Raw genomic sequence first — 17,241 nt, 5'->3', positions numbered from 1 at the left:
ACGCTCGACGAGAACGGCAAAGGGATGCTCGCGAACGTGCCGCGCGGCGGCGGGCGTATCGAGTATTTCGAGGATGGATATTCGATCAAGGACGACAAGCGCAGATGCCGTTCCACTCGCGCGGCGTGCCGTCGCCGGGTAACGGCTCGATGCTGAACGTCGCGTTGTGCCCGAGATAGTCGGCGCGCGCCAGTTCCACATTGGCGGTCAGTTCAAGCGTGATGTGATACGGACTGCCTAGCCGTTCGATCGCCTTGACGGAGATGATCGAGAGGCCATCTCTCGGCGGTGCGCCTCGCACCTTGAGATAGTAGTTCTGCCTGCCCGTGATCCAGCGCGCGAGGGCGGTGGATCGCTTTGCTTGTGCTTCCATTGGGATTCCCTGCATCGAGATGCTGTCAGGCCATGGCCTGATAAACATTCCTATCTAATCGGGCGCATACGGATTCAGCGCACGACCGGCGAAACGTAGGCGGGAATTATTTCGAGAGGAAGCAAAAAAAACCCTTAGGCCAAAGACACTGCCAAGAAGCAGCAATACAAGGTCGGATTTCTCTTAAAATGATTTCGCGCAGGTGCGACGCATAATTACATCGCTGGCGCGTGGTAGCGCCAGCCAGGACTCGGCGGTTTTGAAGACACTCTGCACCCGTGAGCCCGCGCAATGCCGGCTGACGTTCGTCGCGCTCTTTCGACATGGAGCGCAGCTAGACCACGTGCGCCATCTGACCAACGGCGCTCGATGCTTTGTCGGGCCTAAGAGCGGGACGTGGCAGAGAACCCGCGAGGGTTGTTGGCAATGGTGTAGCGTCCCGGTCTTCCAACCCTGTCATTGTTCCCGCCCGCCCCCAACTGGGAGACAGGGGGCGGCTCCGGGTTTGTCCAAAACAGGAGCTAGACCGGTGCTACATCAAAAACAATCGGCAGTCTCACACGCATCCTCACGGCGACAACCTTCCTCAGCGTATTCCGAGCCTTCTACACTCGATCCACGTATCGCTGCCATGCGACTGCTGTTTCGCACGCTTAAAAGAACCGTCGACACGATGCGCAACCATGAAGACAGTCTTTATGAAATGCGCGACGTAACAAGCGCGGCTTGTCTCAGGACCGAACTTGGCGGAATGCGCGAAAGCGTCGATGCGGCGTCTTTGCTCGACACTCCTAGTGTCTAGCAATGTGTACGCTCGCGGTATTCGACGGTCGAGAAATTCTTTTAATATTAAACTCGTAGACAAGAAAACTTACTTTCTTTGCAGCAAAGAAAGTGACCGCCGCCCCGCACAGGGGCAGTGCTAATAGACCAAAAAGAAAACGGGATCCGGCGAGAGAAAACCTCAAGCACTCGCAGCGCGCCCCACAGTACGATCCCCCTCAGAAGGCCGATAATTCAGCCGCATGGAAAGCTCGACCGCAGCGCCACATACCTTCGCGATAAGCCGCGCTTTCTCATCATCGGCGCCGATATCCGACCGCGGCACGGTCGCCGCCACCGCCGCGACGATCGCGCCGGAATGATCCCGCACGGGCGCAGTAACGACCGAAATCCCCCGCTCGAACGATGCTTCACTGAGTCCATACCCGAGCGAAGCACATTCTTCCACGCGTTCGTAAAGCTCCTCGATAGTCGCGGGCGTCCGCTCCGTATACTTCTCCAGTTGAGCCTCGGGATAAAGCGCCTTCAGCGCGGCCATCGACAAATCGCCCATCAGCACATGACCATGCACGGTCGCATGTGCAGGAAGACGCGTACCGACATGCACCTTCACCGAGCTGAACAGCGGCTCATGACTCTGCGCTTTCGCGACGAACACGACATCGCGCTGATCGCGGATCAGCAGATGCGTCGAAAGTCCGGTCGCATCGCGCAGACGTTCGAGAATCGGCGTGCCGAAATCGGTCAGCTCCAGCGAGTTGACGTACTCAAACCCAAGCCGCAGCACGGCGACGCCGAGCCGGAAACTACGATCGCCGTTCACGCGTTCGAGAAAGCCCAGCGCTTCGAGCGTTTGCAGCAGACGGAACGTCGTCGTGCGCGGAATGCCGATGCGCCGCGAGAGCTCCGGCGCGGCCAGCACCGGCTCGCGCGCCGAGAATTCGGCGAGGATGCGCAAGCCGCGTTCGAGGCCCGGCACGAGATAGCTGGAACCGCCGCCAGATGACGCGTCCTCATCCGTCGTGTCGAGAGTCTCCGCCTGAATGTCTTCCTGTTTGCTTCGTCGGGCCATGTTGGCTGTCGTTGTCGTCGTGCAATGGGCAATCATAGCGCGAGACCACGCATCGTCGGCTTTTGCCGCTCGTCATAACATGTTATATTGATTCCTTGGCGATACCTCACCGATGCTTTGACGATGAGCTTCGAAGCCACATTCTGGCTCTTTTGCACGGGCCTTGGCGCGAGCGCGGCGGGCGGCATGCTGGGCATGGCGAGCGGCCTGTTCATCGTGCCCATCCTGACGATGTTCTTCCATATCGACATGCACGCCGCCATCGGCACGAGCATCGTGTCGGTGATCGCGTGTTCCTGCGGCGGCGCGGCCGCGTTTCTGCGCGGCGGTCTGACGAACGTGCGGCTCGCCGTCGTACTCGAAACCGGCACGACGCTCGGCGCGCTGACGGGCGTGTTCGTCGCGGGCGTCGTACCGGTGGCCGCGCTCGATTTCCTCTTCGCGGGCGTGCTGCTGGTGTCGGCGTGGCAGATGTTCATCCGCCGCGAAGATCCGGCGGGCACGTCGAGGCCGATTCCATCGAACGGACTCGCCGCCGCGCTCGGCCTTCATTCCAGCTACCCCGACAGAACCTTGCGTCGCGACATCCCTTACGAAGTGCGCCGCGTGCCCGTCGGCCTCACGTTGATGTACGCGGCAGGACTCGTTTCCGCGCTGCTCGGCATCGGCAGCGGCATCCTGAAGATTCCGGCGATGGACAACGCATTGCGTCTGCCGATCAAGGTATCGACGGCGACGTCGAACTTCATGATCGGCGTCACGGCCGCCGCGAGCGCGAGCGCGTATTTTCTGCGCGGGGAGATCGTGAGCGCGATCGCGGGACCGGTCGCGCTCGGCTCGGTGATCGGCGCGATCGCGGGCGCGCGCGTGCTGATGAAAGTGCGCGGCGAGCGCCTGCGCCTGCTGTTTCTGTCGATGCTGCTGCTCGTCGCCTGTCAGATGTTCATGCAAGGCATCGGTATCGATCTGCTGCGATGAAAGACCTCACGCCGAAAACGCTCGATCGCCTGCTCGCCGGTTTTCTGCAGTGCGGCACATGGGCCGCGTGCGCGCTGATCGGCGCGGGTCTCTTCGCCGGCACGAAACTTCTGACGGCGGGCGTCGCGCTCTTCATCTTGCTGCCGGTGCTGCGCGTCGTGCTGATGCTCGCCATGTTCGCGCGGCAACGCGATTTCCTCTACGCGACGATCGCCGCGACCGTGCTTCTCGTGATCGCGGCGGGCTGCGCGATCGGCATGCGTCTCGGGCCGCTCGCCGGTTGATGCACATCGCCACGAGCGCGCATCCAGCGGTTATTCTCCCTGACGGCAGTCGATGACATTCGCCGGTTTCCTCAGGAGAAACACGCATCATGTTCGATTCGACCGATGTGCTGATCGCCGGTGCGGGGCCCGTCGGCCTCATGCTGGCTGCCGAACTGCGCCGCGATGGCGTGAACGTGCGCATCATCGATGCACACGACGAGCGCGCGTTTTTCGTGAAGGCGCTGGGCGTTACGGCGCGCACGCTTGAGATTTTCGAGGATATCGGCATCGCGCGCGACGCGATCGATGCGGGCGTGTGGCTGACCGGCGCCGACACGTATCAGGACGGCGCGCCCGCGTTCAGCGCCGAAGTGCCGCGCGCCGGGCTGCCGTACGGCGCGCTCTCGCTCGCGCAGTTCGAGACGGAACGCATTCTCGAAGCGGCGCTCGCGCGCAACGGCGGGCACGTCGAATACGGGGCGACGCTCATCGATTTCACCGAATCGGCCGATGCCATCGACGCATGCGTACAGGACGCATGTGGCGAGAGCCGCACGGTTCGATGCCGCTGGCTCGTCGGGTGCGACGGCGCGCGCAGCACGGTGCGTCGTCACCTGAACGTCGCGTTCGAAGGAGATCAGTATCCGCAGACCTTCATGCTCGCCGATGTCGATGTCGACTGGAATCTGCCGCGCGGAAGGATGTATCGCTTCAATGTGTCGGGTGAGGACAGGGCCGCATCGACGACGCTCGCCGCGTTGCCGGTGCGCGGTTCGGTGCGTCGCTATCGTCTGTCGATGGTCCTGCTTCCCGACGATGCCGCCAGACACGCGCCGAACGCCACGCCCGCTTTCGATGAGATCGAGCGCATCATGCTGCCGGTCCTGCCGAAGGGCACGCGGCTTTCGTCGATGCGCTGGTCGTCGGTGTATCGCGTGAGTCACCGGATCGCGCAGCAGTATTCGCGCGGCCGCGTGTTTCTCGCAGGCGATGCGGCGCATATTCATCCGCCCGTCGGCGGGCAGGGCATGAACACGGGCTTGCAGGACGTCCACAATCTCGCGTGGAAACTCACGCTCGCGTCGCGCGGTCTCGCGAGTCAGACGCTGCTCGACAGTTACGAAGCGGAGCGGCGGCCAGTCGGGCTCGATGTCGTCGAATCGACGAGCCGCGCGCTGAACACGGTTCTCGCGCACGGCGAGATCAAGCCTGCGATGCGCGAGACGCAATTGCTGGTGAGTTATCGCGGCAGCAGCTCGATAGTTGCAGACGAAACCATCGACATGACGCCCGAATTGCCCGCGCCCGGGGATCGTGCACCGCAAGCCGGCGGTCTCGTGGAGGCGTTCATCGGTCATGCGCAGCGCTTGCACGATCATCTCGGACGCGGACGTCACACGCTCATCGGCTATATCGATGACGATGCCGATGGCGCACGCGTCGCCGCGTTCGCTGCAACGGTCGAAGCATGGCGCGCCGCACTCGGCACGGCGGCGAGCGCGGTGCTGATCGTGTCGCCGGACGTTGCGAAGGCGGCGTCGTTCGTGCCTGCGTGTGAAGCGTATCGGACGTTGAGCGACGAAGCGCGCGAATTCGCCGATGCCTTCGGCGCGAAGAACGGCATGGCGTGGGTCGTGCGGCCGGACGGACATATCGGTTATAGAAGCGCGCGTTGCTCGCCGGATGCGTTGATTGCATGGCTCGGACGCGTGCTCGGTTAGCGCCGGATTTCGATGACGTGCGCCTGAATCTTCCCGTCCGGATAGTCGGAGCCGACGCGCGCGGCGATGGCTTGCGCGCATATCGATGTCGCTTCGTCCAGACTCGCGCCCGCACGCGATTCGATCTCGTTGCGCAACGGTGTGCCCTGGCAATAGGCGAGCGCGACCTCTTGCGCCGACGATGCGCGGCTGCGTCGCGTGACGGTTTCGAAACGCGGCATCGCGTCGAAGCCCGCCGATGCGAGATCGCGTGAGATCGCTCCGCGATCGAAGTAGCCGTGCGGCGTGCGCTTCATGAAAAGCGGCGGATCATCGGGAAAGAGATGGCCGAGTGCATCGGTGATCGTATTGGCAAACGCGTTCTCTTCGATGCGATCCCATATGTTAAAGAGCAGCGCGCCGCCCGGCCGCAGCACGCGACGCGCTTCTGCGAAAGCCGCGGGCTTGTCGGGAAAGAACATCGCGCCGAACTGACAGACGACGATATCGAAGCTTGCATCGTCGAAAGGCAACTGCAACGCGTTCGCCTGCCGCCATGTCACGGTGCGTCCGATGGGCGTCGTCGCGGCGCGATCGAGCATCGCCTGATTCAAATCGGTCGCGACGATATCGACATGAGCGGGCAATGCAAGCGCCATCGCGCGCGTGACGGCGCCGGTGCCCGCTGCCGTTTCCAGCACGCGCGATGGAGCGAGCGCCGCCGCGCGCGCTGCAATATCTTCGGCGTAGGGCGCAAAGAGCATCGGCACGAGAAGCCGCTCGTAAAGCTCGGGAATCTGACCGGCGAACTGAACGTCCGTGCGAGGCATAGTCGTATTCATGCGCCGTCTCCGATCGATTATTCGCGTGAGGCCTCAAGTCTTTTCACTCTACGCTGCTTTATCGCCTTGGCGGAGATGGCTACATTTCATCCTGTCGCGCCGCTCTTGCAAAACGCAACGGCGCATCCGGGCATTAAATAACCTCTTCAAGGATTCCATCATGAGCAAACTCGCAGGCAAGGTCGCGGTCGTCACGGGCGCATCGAAAGGTATCGGAGCCGGGATTGCAAAGGCGCTCGCGGCAGAAGGCGCGTCGGTCGTCGTCAATTATGCGAGCAGCAAGGCGGGCGCGGATGCAGTCGTCGCGGAGATCACGGCATCGAACGGCAAGGCGATCGCCGTGGGCGGCGACGTGTCGAAAGCGGCCGATGCGCAGGGCATCGTGAATGCGGCGATCGAGACCTACGGACGCCTCGATATCCTCGTGAACAACTCGGGCGTCTATGAATTCGCCGCGCTCGAAGAGATCACCGAAGAGCACTTTCATAGACAGTTCAATATCAACGTCCTCGGCACGCTGCTGACGACGCAAGCCGCCGCGAAACACCTCGGCGAAGGCGCGAGCATCATCAACGTGAGTTCGGTCGTGACGCGTATCACGCCGCCGACGAGCGCGGTCTACAGCGGCACCAAAGGCGCCGTCGATGCGATCACGGGCGTGCTCGCACGCGAGCTGGGCGCGCGCAAGATTCGCGTGAACTCGATCAATCCGGGTGTCGTCGTGACCGAAGGCACGCATAGCGCGGGCATCATCGATTCCGACTTCGACAAGGCCGCGCTCGCGCAAACGCCGCTCGGACGTCTCGGTCAGCCGGACGATATCGCATCAATCGCGGTGTTCCTCGCATCCGACGACGCGCGCTGGATGACCGGCGAAAGTCTCATTGCAAGCGGCGGCATGCGTTAAACACGAAGTGTATCGACGGGCGACGCCGGTTCCGTATCTGGCGTCGTGGAAAACCGCGCGGCAGAATGCATCGACATTATTTCCGCCGGAGTCCGTCGATGCCTCATGCGCCGCAACTGTTCGCTTTCGCCCTGGTCGCGCTCGGCATGGCGCTCACGCCGGGGCCGAACATGGTCTATCTGATCTCGCGCTCGATCTGTCAGGGCCGTAGCGCAGGACTCATCTCGCTCGGCGGCGTCGCGCTCGGCTTCGTGGTCTACATGCTATTCGCGGCGTTCGGCATCACCGCGCTCCTCATCGCAATCCCGTTCGCCTATGACGCGTTGCGCTTCGGCGGCGCGCTCTATCTGCTCTATCTCGCGTGGCAGGCCGTGAAGCCCGGCGGACGCTCGCCGTTTCAGGTGCGCGATCTGCCGATCGACAGCCCGCGCAAGCTCTTCACGATGGGCTTCGTCACCAACCTGCTGAATCCGAAGATCGCGGTGCTGTATCTGTCGCTGTTGCCGCAGTTCATCGATCCTTCGCACGGCGGCGTGCTCGGCCAGTCGCTCGTGCTCGGCGTCGTGCAGATCATCCTCAGCATCACCGTCAATTCGATCGTCGCGATGACCGCCGGAACCATCGCGCTCTTTCTCGCGCGCAAGCCCGCATGGCTGCTGATCCAACGCTGGCTGATGGGCACGGTGCTCGCCGGCCTCGCGTTGAGAATGGCGACCGAAGCGCGCCGCTGATCCTTTCAGCCGGGTTGATCCGTATACACGCGTCCGAGCAGGTCGTCGTATTCGTCGCGACGCGCGGCGACGATCGCCCGCAGCATCCGGATGAACGCGTTGCCATCCTCGAAGTGCTGCACGAGCACGCGCGCCGTGCGCAGCGATATGAATTCGGTCATGGGTCGCGACGGCTCGTCGTCGATCCTGAAGCTGAACCGATGCACCTCCACGGACGATACTTCCGACGGTACTTCGTGAGAGAGGATGGTGGCCCGCATTTGCGCTTCCTTCATCGTTCTTGTTATCGGTCTCGGGCATCGGGACTTCGCGCGGTTTATGCGCAAGTCGCCCGGTTTTCGGGTCTTGGCATGCAGCAATGGACATGCCGTCGACCCCCTTCGCAACAGCGGCGCGAAGGGATGCGTTAAGTACACGATGAGCGCATGTGCGGTGTCCCACAATGAATCATCGACATGAGAAGCGGTGATTCCAGTGAATCAATCGAGCGGCCGACGCCCTAAGCTGGTCCTGTATCCGACGCGCACGATGACGCCTACGCCCGGAACCAGCGAGGACGACTTTCAAATTTACGCCTCGTACCGGGGCAGCAGCGCAAGCGGTTTTTTCGGCACGCTCAAGGTCGTGCGCAAAACCGACGGCAAGCTGCTGTTTCCATTCGACGGCGCCGACAGCATCGGTCCGTTTCCGTCGAAGGCGGCCGCGGTCGCCGCCGCGCTCGACCGAGGCGACGAGCTCGTGAAGGCCGACCTGGCGCGCCCGGAGTTGTGAACGTACGGTCGTGCCGCCTAAAGGGATTACTTTCGTACGATATTTGATTATGGTTTCCCCTGATCGTCGGCTCATTCTTCTGATGGACAATCTGCGCACAGCCTACGGGCATTCACACTGCCCGAAAGAGCAAGGGACGGTCATTAGATAAAGAGAGAGGGCACGCCATGAACCAGCCTCAGGTCACCTATCGCGGCTTCGTCATCATGCCGATGGCCGCATTCGACGGCGGTCTCTACGCCGCGATGACGATCATCTCCGACACCGGAGGGCTCCAGCGCGCGACGGGCGTGCTTGGACATTTCGCGTCCGTCGAGGAAGCCCGTGCGTTCGCGCTCGTCGCGGGCAAGGACGAGGTGGACCGCCGTCTGTGGCATTCGGCAGCCGCCGCCTGAAACGATCGTTCGCATCGTTTCGAAACAAGTCGAGCGGGATCCCGCTCGTTCCTTCGACTGCGTCCGAAAGTCCGAAAATAACGGGTTTCGTACCTTGAACGCGCGTTTCGGACTGTCATACTGCAGGCATCCGTGCGTCTGTCCGTTATGGCTCGCGCACGATCTTTGCACCGGAAAAAGGCCGAACCGATGGCAACCGTCGTATACGTTTTCGAGGAAAGCAGAGGTGTACCGACCCACGAGCGCGACTTGCTGGAGATAGACTCCGCGGGTTTTCTCGTCGATATGAGCGCGGTCTTCGTCGAGCGCTGCAGCTGCACGATCGCCGCGGCTGCGCGCCCCGCGTTCCAGCGCGCGTTGCGACGGCTGCAGGCGGGCGACACGATGATCACGACGAGACTCTGGTGTCTCGGCAACAGCGTGCAGGACGTCGTCGCGACGATCGGCCTGCTGGAGCGGCGCGGCATCGCCACGATCTGTCTCGCGTACGGCAAGAGCGATCTGTGCTCGAAGGAAGGTCTCGCGTTCGTCGAGACGCTGCGGCTCGCGGAAGAGCTCGAACGCGTCACGCGCCGCAGCCGCGCGCGCGAGGCGGCGAGCGCCGCCAAGGAGCGTGGCGTCGCGCAGGGCCGCCCGAGTTCGCTTTCTGAAGCGCAGCAACGTCAGGCGATGCTCGGTCTCGACGCCGGCCTCACCGTGACCGAGATCGCCCGCTCGCTCAACACGTCGCGGCAGACCATCATGCGCTTGCGCAACGCGCACGCTGCTCCGCCGCAAGAGCGCGCGGTGCATGCGGTCATCGAGGCTCCGGACGGACCCGAACCGCTCGCCGCCAACGACGCGAAGTAGCGCGACGCACGGTTCGTCTCCGGGCGGCGTTTCTCTCCCTGCGTGTCCTGACGCAGCGGCCGGTTTTATGCTTCCATGTCTGACGACGCGTGCCAAACGCGTCGAATTGGAACCCGCGCGCCGAATGGTCGCGTTGCGTACACTACAATCGATGCCTCAAGAGGCGCGACGCGCGTCCCGCGCCGCGTTTTCATTACAACGACATGGCTCACGAGTGAACTCAAACAATATGCGCGGTGATCGGAAACAAGGGATGAACCCGGAGGATTCGGAGACATGACCAGCAGTCGATCGAAGGCGGCGGCATCCGAGAACTTCGAACCCTTGCCTTTCGCCGTAGTCGGCATGGGCGCGTCCGCGGGCGGCATCGAAGCATTGCTCAATTTCTTCGATAACGCGCCGGCCGAAATGGACATGGCGTTCGTGGTCATCGTGCATTTGCCGGCGGATCGCCTGAGCCGCGCCGATGAAGTCCTGCAACGCGTGACGGACATGCCGGTCAAGCAGGTCTCCGCGACCACGGCCATCGAGAAGAATCATATCTATATCAACGCGCCCGACAAGCATCTGGAAATGTCGGAGGGTCATCTTCGTGCGGTGGATCGCGCGGCCAACGGCGCGCCCACGACCATCGACCACTTTTTCGCCACGCTCGCCTCGGCGCACGGCACGCGTTCGATCGGCATCGTGATGTCCGGCTCGGGCTCCGATGGCGCGGCGGGACTCTCGCGCATCAAGGAGATGGGCGGCATCACCGTCGCGCAGAAACCGGAAGACGCGCATTTCGCCGAAATGCCGCAACACGCGATCACCACGCGCCAGGTCGATTTCATCCTGCCGGCGGCGGAGATGCCCGAGAAGCTGCTGGATCTCTGGAACAACGCCAAGAAAATCCACCTGCCGATCGCCGAGGCCAACGAAGCGGCCGAGAAGGAAACGCCGCCCACGGCGGGCAGCGCCGAGCGCGCGCTGGGCGATATCCTCATGCAGCTGCGCGTTCGCACCGGACACGATTTCCGTCATTACAAACGCGCGACCATCCTGCGGCGCATCGAGCGGCGCATGCAGGTGAACGGGCTGCGCGATATCGGCGCATACCGCGATCATCTGCGCTCGAATCCGGACGAGACCACGTCGCTGCTCGCCGACATGCTGATCGGCGTGACGCAGTTCTTTCGCGATCGCGAGGCGTTCGACGCGCTGCGGCGCGATGTCGTGCCGCAGTTGCTCGACGCGACCAAGGGCGAGTCGCAGATACGCGTGTGGGTGCCCGGCTGCTCGACCGGCGAGGAAGCCTATTCGCTCGCGATCATGCTCGCGCAGGCGCGCGAAACCGCCGGTTTCGAGGCGACCTATCAGATCTTCGCCACCGATATCGACGAGCCCGCCATCGCGCAGGCGCGCAGCGGCTCCTATCTCGGCTCGATCGCGACCGATATCCCGTCTGAGCTTCTGCGCCGCTATTTCAAGCACGAAGGCGGACGCTACCAGATCGTCAAATCGGTGCGCGAGCGCATTCTGTTCGCCGCGCACAGCCTGCTGCGCGATCCGCCGTTTTCGCATCTCGATCTGATCTCCTGCCGCAACGTGCTGATCTATCTCGATCGCGCGGTGCAGCGGCAAGTGCTCGAGCTCTTTCACTTCGCGCTGCGGGCGGGCGGTTATCTCTTTCTCGGCACGGCCGAATCCGCCGATACCGCCGACGATCTTTTCACCATCGTGGACAAGAAGAGCCGCATCTATCGCGCGCGCACCGTGCTGAACCGCGTGAAGCCGCCGGTCTCGTTTCCTTCGCTCGGCCCCACGAACATCGGGCCGCGCGAAGAGCTGATGACGACCGCCGCGCCGGTGAGCATGGCCGCCGGGCCCGAAACGCCGGAGCGCCGCAGCTTCTCCTTCGCGGCGCTGCATCAGCGCGTGCTGGAAGAATATGCGCCGCCTAGCGTCGTTGTCGATCGCGATTCGAACATCGTGCATCTGTCCACGACGGCCGGGCGATTCCTGCGGCACGGCGGCGGCGAATTGTCCTCAAACATCATGGCGCTCGTGCTGCCCGAGTTGCGGCTCGACCTGCGCACGACGCTCTTTCGCGCGCATCAGACGGGCGGCAGCGTCGAGGCGCGGCGCGTCAAGCTGACTCAGGACGGCCGCGCCGTCTGGGTCAACATGACGGTGCGTCCATTTCATGACACCGGCGTGAACGCCGACTTTTTCCTCGTATTGTTCGACGAGGTGCAAGAGCACATGGCCGACGAAGGACTGCCCGAGCAACGCGGCCAGGATCCGCTCTTGTTGCAACTGGAACGCGAACTGCAGCACACGCGCGAGCAACTCGCGACGACGATCGAGCAGCATGAGACGACCGTCGAGGAACTGAAGGCGTCGAACGAGGAATTGCAGGCGATCAACGAAGAGCTGCGCTCGGCGACCGAAGAGCTCGAAAGCAGCAAGGAAGAACTGCAATCGGTGAACGAGGAACTGACCACGGTCAACGCCGAATTGCAGGCGCGCGTCGAGGACACGGCGAAGGCGAACGACGACCTGCAGAACATCATCGCGGCGACGGAAATCGCCACGGTGTTCGTCGACAAGCAGATTCGCGTCAAGCGCTTTACGACGAGCGCGACGCGCGTGTTCAAGCTGATCGACGTCGATATCGGCCGCTCGCTCTTCGACATCACGCATTCGCTGCGCTATTCCTCGCTCGCGGACGACGTGAAGCAGGCTTTCGATACGCTCAAGCTCATCGAGCGCGAAGTCGAGAGCCACGACGGCAAATGGTATCTGATGCGCCTCTTGCCGTACCGCACGGCCGATGACCGCATCGACGGCGCGGTGCTCACGCTCATCGACGTCACGGCGCGGCATGTGGCCGAAGAGACGGCGCGCATCGGCGAAGAGCGTCTGCGGCTCGTCGCGCAATCGACCGCCGACTACGCGATCATCGTGCAGGATCCGAACGGCACGATCGTCACCTGGAACGCGGGCGCGGAGCGCATCTTCGGCTTCTCGGAGAAGGAAGTCGTCGGGAGGAACATCTCGCTCATCTACTCGCCCGAAGACCGCGCGGCGAACGTGCCGGCGAACGAGCGCGAACTCGCGGAACGCGACGGACGCGCCGACGACGAACGCTGGCACATCACGCGCGACGAACGCCGCGTGTATTGCAGCGGCGTGGTGACGCCGATCTCCGATCCGTCGTTCACGGGTTACGCGAAGATCGCGCGCGATCTGACCGAGCGCAAAATGCGCGAGGACGCCAACCGCGAAGCGCTCGCGCACGAGCACGCCGAGCGCGAGAAGGCGTCGCTGTCGAACCAGTTGAAGGACGACTTCATCGCGATGCTGTCGCACGAACTCAAGCATCCGCTGAACCTCATCGGCATGAAGGCGGAAATCCTGCCGCGCCTGCCGGAAACGCGCGGTATCGAAGTGGTGCAGGAAACCGCCGATTCGATCCGCCGCGCGGTGCGCGGGCAGGCGCAGATCATCGACGATCTGCTGGATCTTTCGCGCGTTCGCACCGGCAAGCTCGCGCTGAGCATCGCGCCGGTGGATGTCGCGGGCGTACTCGCGCGCATCGCGGATGTCGCCGAAACGGAAGCCGTGCAACGTGGAATCGCGCTGCTCGCGAGCAATCGCGCGGAGCCGATCTACGCATTCGCCGATTCTGTGCGTTGCGAGCAGATTCTCTGGAACCTCGTTTCCAATGCGCTGAAGTTCACGGATCGCGGCGGTTCCGTCGATCTGCGGATCGCGCGCGACGGCGGCATGGTGCGTATCGATGTCGTGGATACCGGGCAGGGCATCGAGGCGTCCGCGCTGCCGCATATCTTCGACATGTACCGGCAAGGCGGGCGCAATCCGACATCGTCCGGGCTCGGCATCGGCCTTGCACTCGCGAAGCAGCTCGTCGACATGCACGGCGGGCGCATCGAGGCGCGTTCCGATGGCCTCGGCCGCGGCACGACGGTCTCGGTCTGGCTGCCCGCCGCCGCGACGCAACAGGCCGTGCCGCCGCGCAGCGAGGACCGCGCGCGGCCCGTCAGCGGCGCGCGCCTTTTGCTCGTCGACAACGACGTCGAAGCGACCGCATCGTTCGCCGCGCTGCTCGAGCTCGAGCAGGCGTCGGTGCAGATCGCATCGAGCGCCGAGCAGGGTCTCGAACTGCTCGGCAAGGGTTCCGTGGATGCGGTGATATCGGATATCCAGTTGCCCGGCATCGACGGCTACACGTTCATCAGGCGCGTGCGCGCAGACACGACGCTCGCGGATGTGAAGGCGATCGCACTGACGGGGTTCGGCCGCGACGAGGATAAGCGCGCGGCCCGTCAGGCGGGCTTCGACGCGCATCTGACCAAGCCGGTTGATTTTTCGGAGCTGCTTCATACACTCGATGTATTGCTCGAGCCGGGGCCCGAGAAGGAGCGCGGCGGCTGAAGCACCGGCGCCGGTCCGCCGATTGCTTCCCAGATCAGACAGGAGGCGCTATGGCTGAACGGGACATCGTGGTGATCGGTGCATCGAGAGGCGGTTTTCAGGGACTCAGGGCGCTCGTTAGCGCGCTTCCCGCCGATCTTCCGGCTGCGGTGTTCGTCGTGCTGCATATCGGCCGTCACGCCAGCATGCTGCCGGACCTGCTCACGAGTTGGGGACGGTTGATCGCGCGTTATGCAACGCATGGCGAAAAGGTCGAACATGGAACCATCCGTGTAGCGCCGCCGGACCGGCATCTCGTGTTGTCGAAAGGGCGCGTGTGGCTCAGCGAGGGTGCGAAGGAAAACTTCTCGCGGCCCGCCGCCGATCCGCTGTTTCGCAGTGCCGCGATGGAATACGGGGCGCGTGTCGTCGGCGTCGTGATGAGCGGCGATCTCGACGATGGCGCCGCCGGTCTCGCCAACATCCGCGCCCAACGCGGTTTCGCCATCGTGCAGAATCCGGACGATTGCGAAGCGCCGAGCATGCCGCGTGCCGCACTCGAATCGTGCGGCGCCGACATGCTGTGTGTCGAGCGCGAACTCTCGCGGTGCATTCAGGCGGCGGTGCACGGGATGTCGTCCGACGAAGCTTCCGAGGGAGCGCAGATGAACAAGAACGTGTTCGAGAAAGAGGCTCGCCTCGCAGCCAGCCGCCTGTCGGATATCGATTCGCTCGACGAAGTCGGCGAGCGGTCGGCGCTGACATGTCCCGATTGCGGCGGCGCGCTGTGGCGCATCAAGGACGATCATCCGATGCGCTATCGCTGCCATACCGGACATGCGTTCACCGGGCTGTCGCTGGAGGAGGGCATCGAAGCGCGTTCGGAGACGGCCATCTGGTCGGCCATGCGCGCGGTGCACGAGCGCGTCATCTTCGCGAAAGAGCGGCAGCGCTGGGCGGAGCGGTCGGGCAATGAAGATCAGATAAAAATCGAGCAGGCGCGCATCGACGAAGCGGAACGTCTCGTCGAATTGTTGCGCGAAGCGGTGCAGACAGCATCTTCATCCGCGAACTGACGAACTGACGGGAAACAAAGGATCGAATGGATCTCGAAGCGGAGAGCCTGGCGCTTGTCCAGGCTGATCGCGATATCAACGAAGGCAAGGAACGCATCGAGCGTCAGCGCAAGATCATCGAGCAACTGCGCTCCGGCGGACACGACACGACGGATGCGGTCAGGCTGCTCAGCACGCTCGAAGACACGCTGACGGCCATGATGCAGCATCGCTCGCTCATTGTGGCTCGCATCGCGCAGTGGAAGAGCGGGATCTTAACGTAGGACGTGCTCCGCGCGGGGTCTGTCGGCGGCGATGCAGCGTGCCGACGCCGCGACACGCGCGTGCGGCGATGCACTCGCGCATACGCGCCATGACGAGCGAATTGAGGCTGGGCGAGCGTGCCGCGCGTGCCTTGCGTCGCGGCTCCCTGGATAGCGAAGCGTGCACGTCGTGAGCGAATTTTTGCAGCGCATCCGCCGATCCGCTGACGCTCATGTACGCCTGCTGTCCGATCCTGCCGTCGAGCAGAACGGTCATTCCGGATTCACGGGCCAGCTTCAACATGTCGGATTGCATGATTGTTCGGGCTCATCGCCCGCTCTTGTCGTTGGCTTCGCGCGGGTTTGCGCGAAGCCTTTCATGCTTTCAATACAGCATTCGCTGTGCCCCGGCCGCGCTAAATAATCGGCTTGCCGCCCGTTACCGCGATGGTCGCGCCTGATATGTAGCTCGCCTCGTCCGATGCCAGCATCACATAAGGCGCCGCGAGTTCCGCAGGCTGTCCGGGGCGCTTCATCGGCACCTGCTTGCCGAAGTTCTCGACGCTCGAAGGCGGCATCGTCGATGGAATCAGCGGCGTCCAGATCGGCCCCGGCGCCACGCAGTTCGCGCGTATGCCGCGCTCGGCCAGCAGTTGCGCAAGCCCGCCCGTGAAGTTCTGGATCGCGCCCTTCGTGCTCGCATACGCGATCAGTCCGGGATTCGGCGCATCGGCATTGACGGACGTCGTGTTGACGATCGAACTGCCTTCTTTCATATGCGCGAGCGCGGCCTTCGTGATGCGGAACATCGCGCCGATATTCGTCGAATAGGTCTTGTCCCATTCGTCGTCGCTGATGTCTTCGAGCTTGTCGTAAGTCGCCTGATACGCCGCGTTGTTCACGAGCACGTCGATGCGCCCGAACGTTTCGGCCGTCTTCGCGACGATCTGCTTGCAATGCTCGCGATCCGTGATATCGCCGGGCAGAAGCAGCGCGCGGCGTCCGGCTTTCTCGACCCAGCACTTCGTTTCCTCGGCGTCGTCATGCTCGTTGAGATAGGAGATGGCGACGTCCGCGCCTTCGCGCGCATAGGCGATCGCCACCGCGCGGCCGATGCCGCTGTCCGCGCCCGTGATGAGCGCGACTTTGCCGGCGAGCCGGTTGCTGCCCTTGTAGCTCGATTCGCCGTGATCGGGCGGCGGGTCCATCGGGCCGGTGAGTCCCGGGCGATTGTCCTGCTGTTGCGCCGGCATCGGCGGGCGTGGGTATCCGCTATCGGTGGTATTGCTCATGTCGTGCTCCTTACGCTGCCGCTTCAAGAACGACCGTGGCCCGGCTTTCCCTGAGGGCGCCTGTACGAGCGGCGCTGCGCGCTCTTTCATTGACGAGTGTTTTCATTCACGACTCCGGTGCTGGTTAGAAAGACGACCGCATGCGCGGTCATGCGGTCGTGTCAGCATCGAGCGTTCCAGGAATCGAAACACGGCGTGCGGAATCCGCGCCTTACGACGCGCGAAGAGCGGTAATGGCGATCAGTGGTCCGCTTCGTCGACTTCCTTGACCACGGTCTTGCGAAGCTGATCGAGCGCGCGCAGGCTGGTGATGAGATTGCGCAACAGGCTTTCCGAGTCGTCGGTGTTCCATCCGCACTGTCGGAGCGATTCGAGGCGTTCCGTCTGCTCGACGATGCGCCGCCCGCAATTCTCGATATGCAGGTCAAGACGTGCGAGTTCCTCTAAAGCTTTGGTGTTGGCCATGGCGGACGTTCGCGTAGTAGGAAATTTTGTCCAGTCAACCATGGTACAACGCGCCGCGAATCGCCGATGCGGCGCAGTGA

At 63.2% G+C, this 17,241-nt stretch carries 17 protein-coding genes; 11 read left to right on the top strand and 6 right to left on the bottom strand.

Annotation, left to right across the window (positions count from 1 at the left end):
* Positions 1 to 85: 85 nt before the first annotated feature.
* Positions 86 to 373 carry a hypothetical protein gene (locus NCT05_RS28830; protein WP_250503762.1) on the bottom strand — a complete coding sequence of 96 codons (288 nt, stop codon included), beginning with the start codon at positions 371 to 373 and terminating at the stop codon, positions 86 to 88.
* A 964-nt stretch (positions 374 to 1,337) separates the two neighbouring features.
* Positions 1,338 to 2,228, bottom strand: a complete 891-nt coding sequence (locus tag NCT05_RS28825; RefSeq protein ID WP_250479321.1) for an IclR family transcriptional regulator — start codon at positions 2,226 to 2,228, stop codon at positions 1,338 to 1,340.
* Positions 2,229 to 2,351: 123 nt separating this feature from the next.
* On the opposite strand from NCT05_RS28825, the gene NCT05_RS28820 reads away from it, so the two are divergent.
* The 3 genes from NCT05_RS28820 to NCT05_RS28810 all read left to right on the top strand — a co-directional run bounded on the left by NCT05_RS28820 (position 2,352) and on the right by NCT05_RS28810 (position 5,193).
* Positions 2,352 to 3,206, top strand: a complete 855-nt coding sequence (locus NCT05_RS28820) for a sulfite exporter TauE/SafE family protein (RefSeq protein ID WP_250441587.1) — start codon at positions 2,352 to 2,354, stop codon at positions 3,204 to 3,206.
* On the top strand, positions 3,203 to 3,490 hold the full coding sequence (locus NCT05_RS28815; protein WP_175981952.1) for a DUF1634 domain-containing protein: 288 nt from the start codon (positions 3,203 to 3,205) through the stop codon (positions 3,488 to 3,490). The genes NCT05_RS28820 and NCT05_RS28815 overlap by 4 nt, the downstream gene beginning before the upstream one ends.
* A gap of 89 nt (positions 3,491 to 3,579) precedes the next feature.
* The gene (locus NCT05_RS28810; protein WP_250503761.1) at positions 3,580 to 5,193 is read left to right on the top strand and encodes an FAD-dependent monooxygenase; all 1,614 of its coding nucleotides are present in this window, start codon (positions 3,580 to 3,582) and stop codon (positions 5,191 to 5,193) included.
* Here the strand turns inward: NCT05_RS28810 and NCT05_RS28805 are convergent.
* Positions 5,190 to 6,014: a class I SAM-dependent methyltransferase gene (locus tag NCT05_RS28805; RefSeq protein WP_175981948.1), complete on the bottom strand. Its 825-nt coding sequence runs from the start codon at positions 6,012 to 6,014 to the stop codon at positions 5,190 to 5,192. The genes NCT05_RS28810 and NCT05_RS28805 overlap by 4 nt on opposite strands.
* A 160-nt stretch (positions 6,015 to 6,174) precedes the next feature.
* Here NCT05_RS28805 and NCT05_RS28800 point away from each other — a divergent pair, with 160 nt between their 5' ends.
* Positions 6,175 to 6,921, top strand: coding sequence for a glucose 1-dehydrogenase (locus NCT05_RS28800; RefSeq protein ID WP_008345970.1), 747 nt, complete (start codon positions 6,175 to 6,177; stop codon positions 6,919 to 6,921).
* Between the two features lie 98 nt (positions 6,922 to 7,019).
* Complete coding sequence (locus NCT05_RS28795) at positions 7,020 to 7,652, top strand: LysE family translocator (RefSeq protein WP_250503760.1); 633 nt, start codon at positions 7,020 to 7,022, stop codon at positions 7,650 to 7,652.
* A 5-nt stretch (positions 7,653 to 7,657) separates the two neighbouring features.
* Here the strand turns inward: NCT05_RS28795 and NCT05_RS28790 are convergent, their stop codons facing one another.
* Positions 7,658 to 7,912: a hypothetical protein gene (locus tag NCT05_RS28790; protein WP_250441584.1), complete on the bottom strand. Its 255-nt coding sequence runs from the start codon at positions 7,910 to 7,912 to the stop codon at positions 7,658 to 7,660.
* Positions 7,913 to 8,180: 268 nt separating this feature from the next.
* On the opposite strand from NCT05_RS28790, the gene NCT05_RS28785 reads away from it, so the two are divergent.
* The 6 genes from NCT05_RS28785 to NCT05_RS28760 all read left to right on the top strand — a co-directional run bounded on the left by NCT05_RS28785 (position 8,181) and on the right by NCT05_RS28760 (position 15,425).
* Positions 8,181 to 8,423: a DUF6723 family protein gene (locus tag NCT05_RS28785; RefSeq protein ID WP_033536913.1), complete on the top strand. Its 243-nt coding sequence runs from the start codon at positions 8,181 to 8,183 to the stop codon at positions 8,421 to 8,423.
* Positions 8,424 to 8,590: 167 nt separating this feature from the next.
* A complete protein-coding gene (locus tag NCT05_RS28780) occupies positions 8,591 to 8,818 on the top strand; it encodes a hypothetical protein (RefSeq protein ID WP_034470053.1) in 228 nt (75 codons plus the stop codon).
* 189 nt (positions 8,819 to 9,007) lie between these two features.
* The gene (locus NCT05_RS28775) at positions 9,008 to 9,667 is read left to right on the top strand and encodes a recombinase family protein (RefSeq protein WP_051078960.1); all 660 of its coding nucleotides are present in this window, start codon (positions 9,008 to 9,010) and stop codon (positions 9,665 to 9,667) included.
* 276 nt (positions 9,668 to 9,943) lie between these two features.
* Entirely contained in the window at positions 9,944 to 14,107 is a 4,164-nt protein-coding gene (locus NCT05_RS28770; RefSeq protein WP_250503759.1) for a CheR family methyltransferase, read from the top strand.
* Between the two features lie 50 nt (positions 14,108 to 14,157).
* Complete coding sequence (locus NCT05_RS28765; RefSeq protein ID WP_175981941.1) at positions 14,158 to 15,162, top strand: chemotaxis protein CheB; 1,005 nt, start codon at positions 14,158 to 14,160, stop codon at positions 15,160 to 15,162.
* 26 nt (positions 15,163 to 15,188) lie between these two features.
* Positions 15,189 to 15,425: a hypothetical protein gene (locus tag NCT05_RS28760; protein ID WP_008345957.1), complete on the top strand. Its 237-nt coding sequence runs from the start codon at positions 15,189 to 15,191 to the stop codon at positions 15,423 to 15,425.
* A gap of 395 nt (positions 15,426 to 15,820) precedes the next feature.
* Here NCT05_RS28760 and NCT05_RS28755 read toward each other — a convergent pair whose 3' ends face one another.
* Both NCT05_RS28755 and NCT05_RS28750 read right to left on the bottom strand, forming a co-directional pair.
* Positions 15,821 to 16,696, bottom strand: coding sequence for a glucose 1-dehydrogenase (locus tag NCT05_RS28755; RefSeq protein ID WP_250503758.1), 876 nt, complete (start codon positions 16,694 to 16,696; stop codon positions 15,821 to 15,823).
* 240 nt (positions 16,697 to 16,936) lie between these two features.
* Positions 16,937 to 17,161 (bottom strand): hypothetical protein, encoded by a 225-nt coding sequence (locus NCT05_RS28750; RefSeq protein ID WP_008345955.1) that lies wholly within the window; start codon positions 17,159 to 17,161, stop codon positions 16,937 to 16,939.
* Positions 17,162 to 17,241: the final 80 nt, after the last annotated feature.

The sequence above is a fragment of the Caballeronia sp. AZ7_KS35 genome, from assembly GCF_023631045.1.
GTDB lineage: Bacteria > Pseudomonadota > Gammaproteobacteria > Burkholderiales > Burkholderiaceae > Caballeronia > Caballeronia zhejiangensis.
The sequence above is the reverse complement of the archived record's forward strand: the minus strand, read 5'-3'. Positions and strand labels throughout refer to the sequence as shown.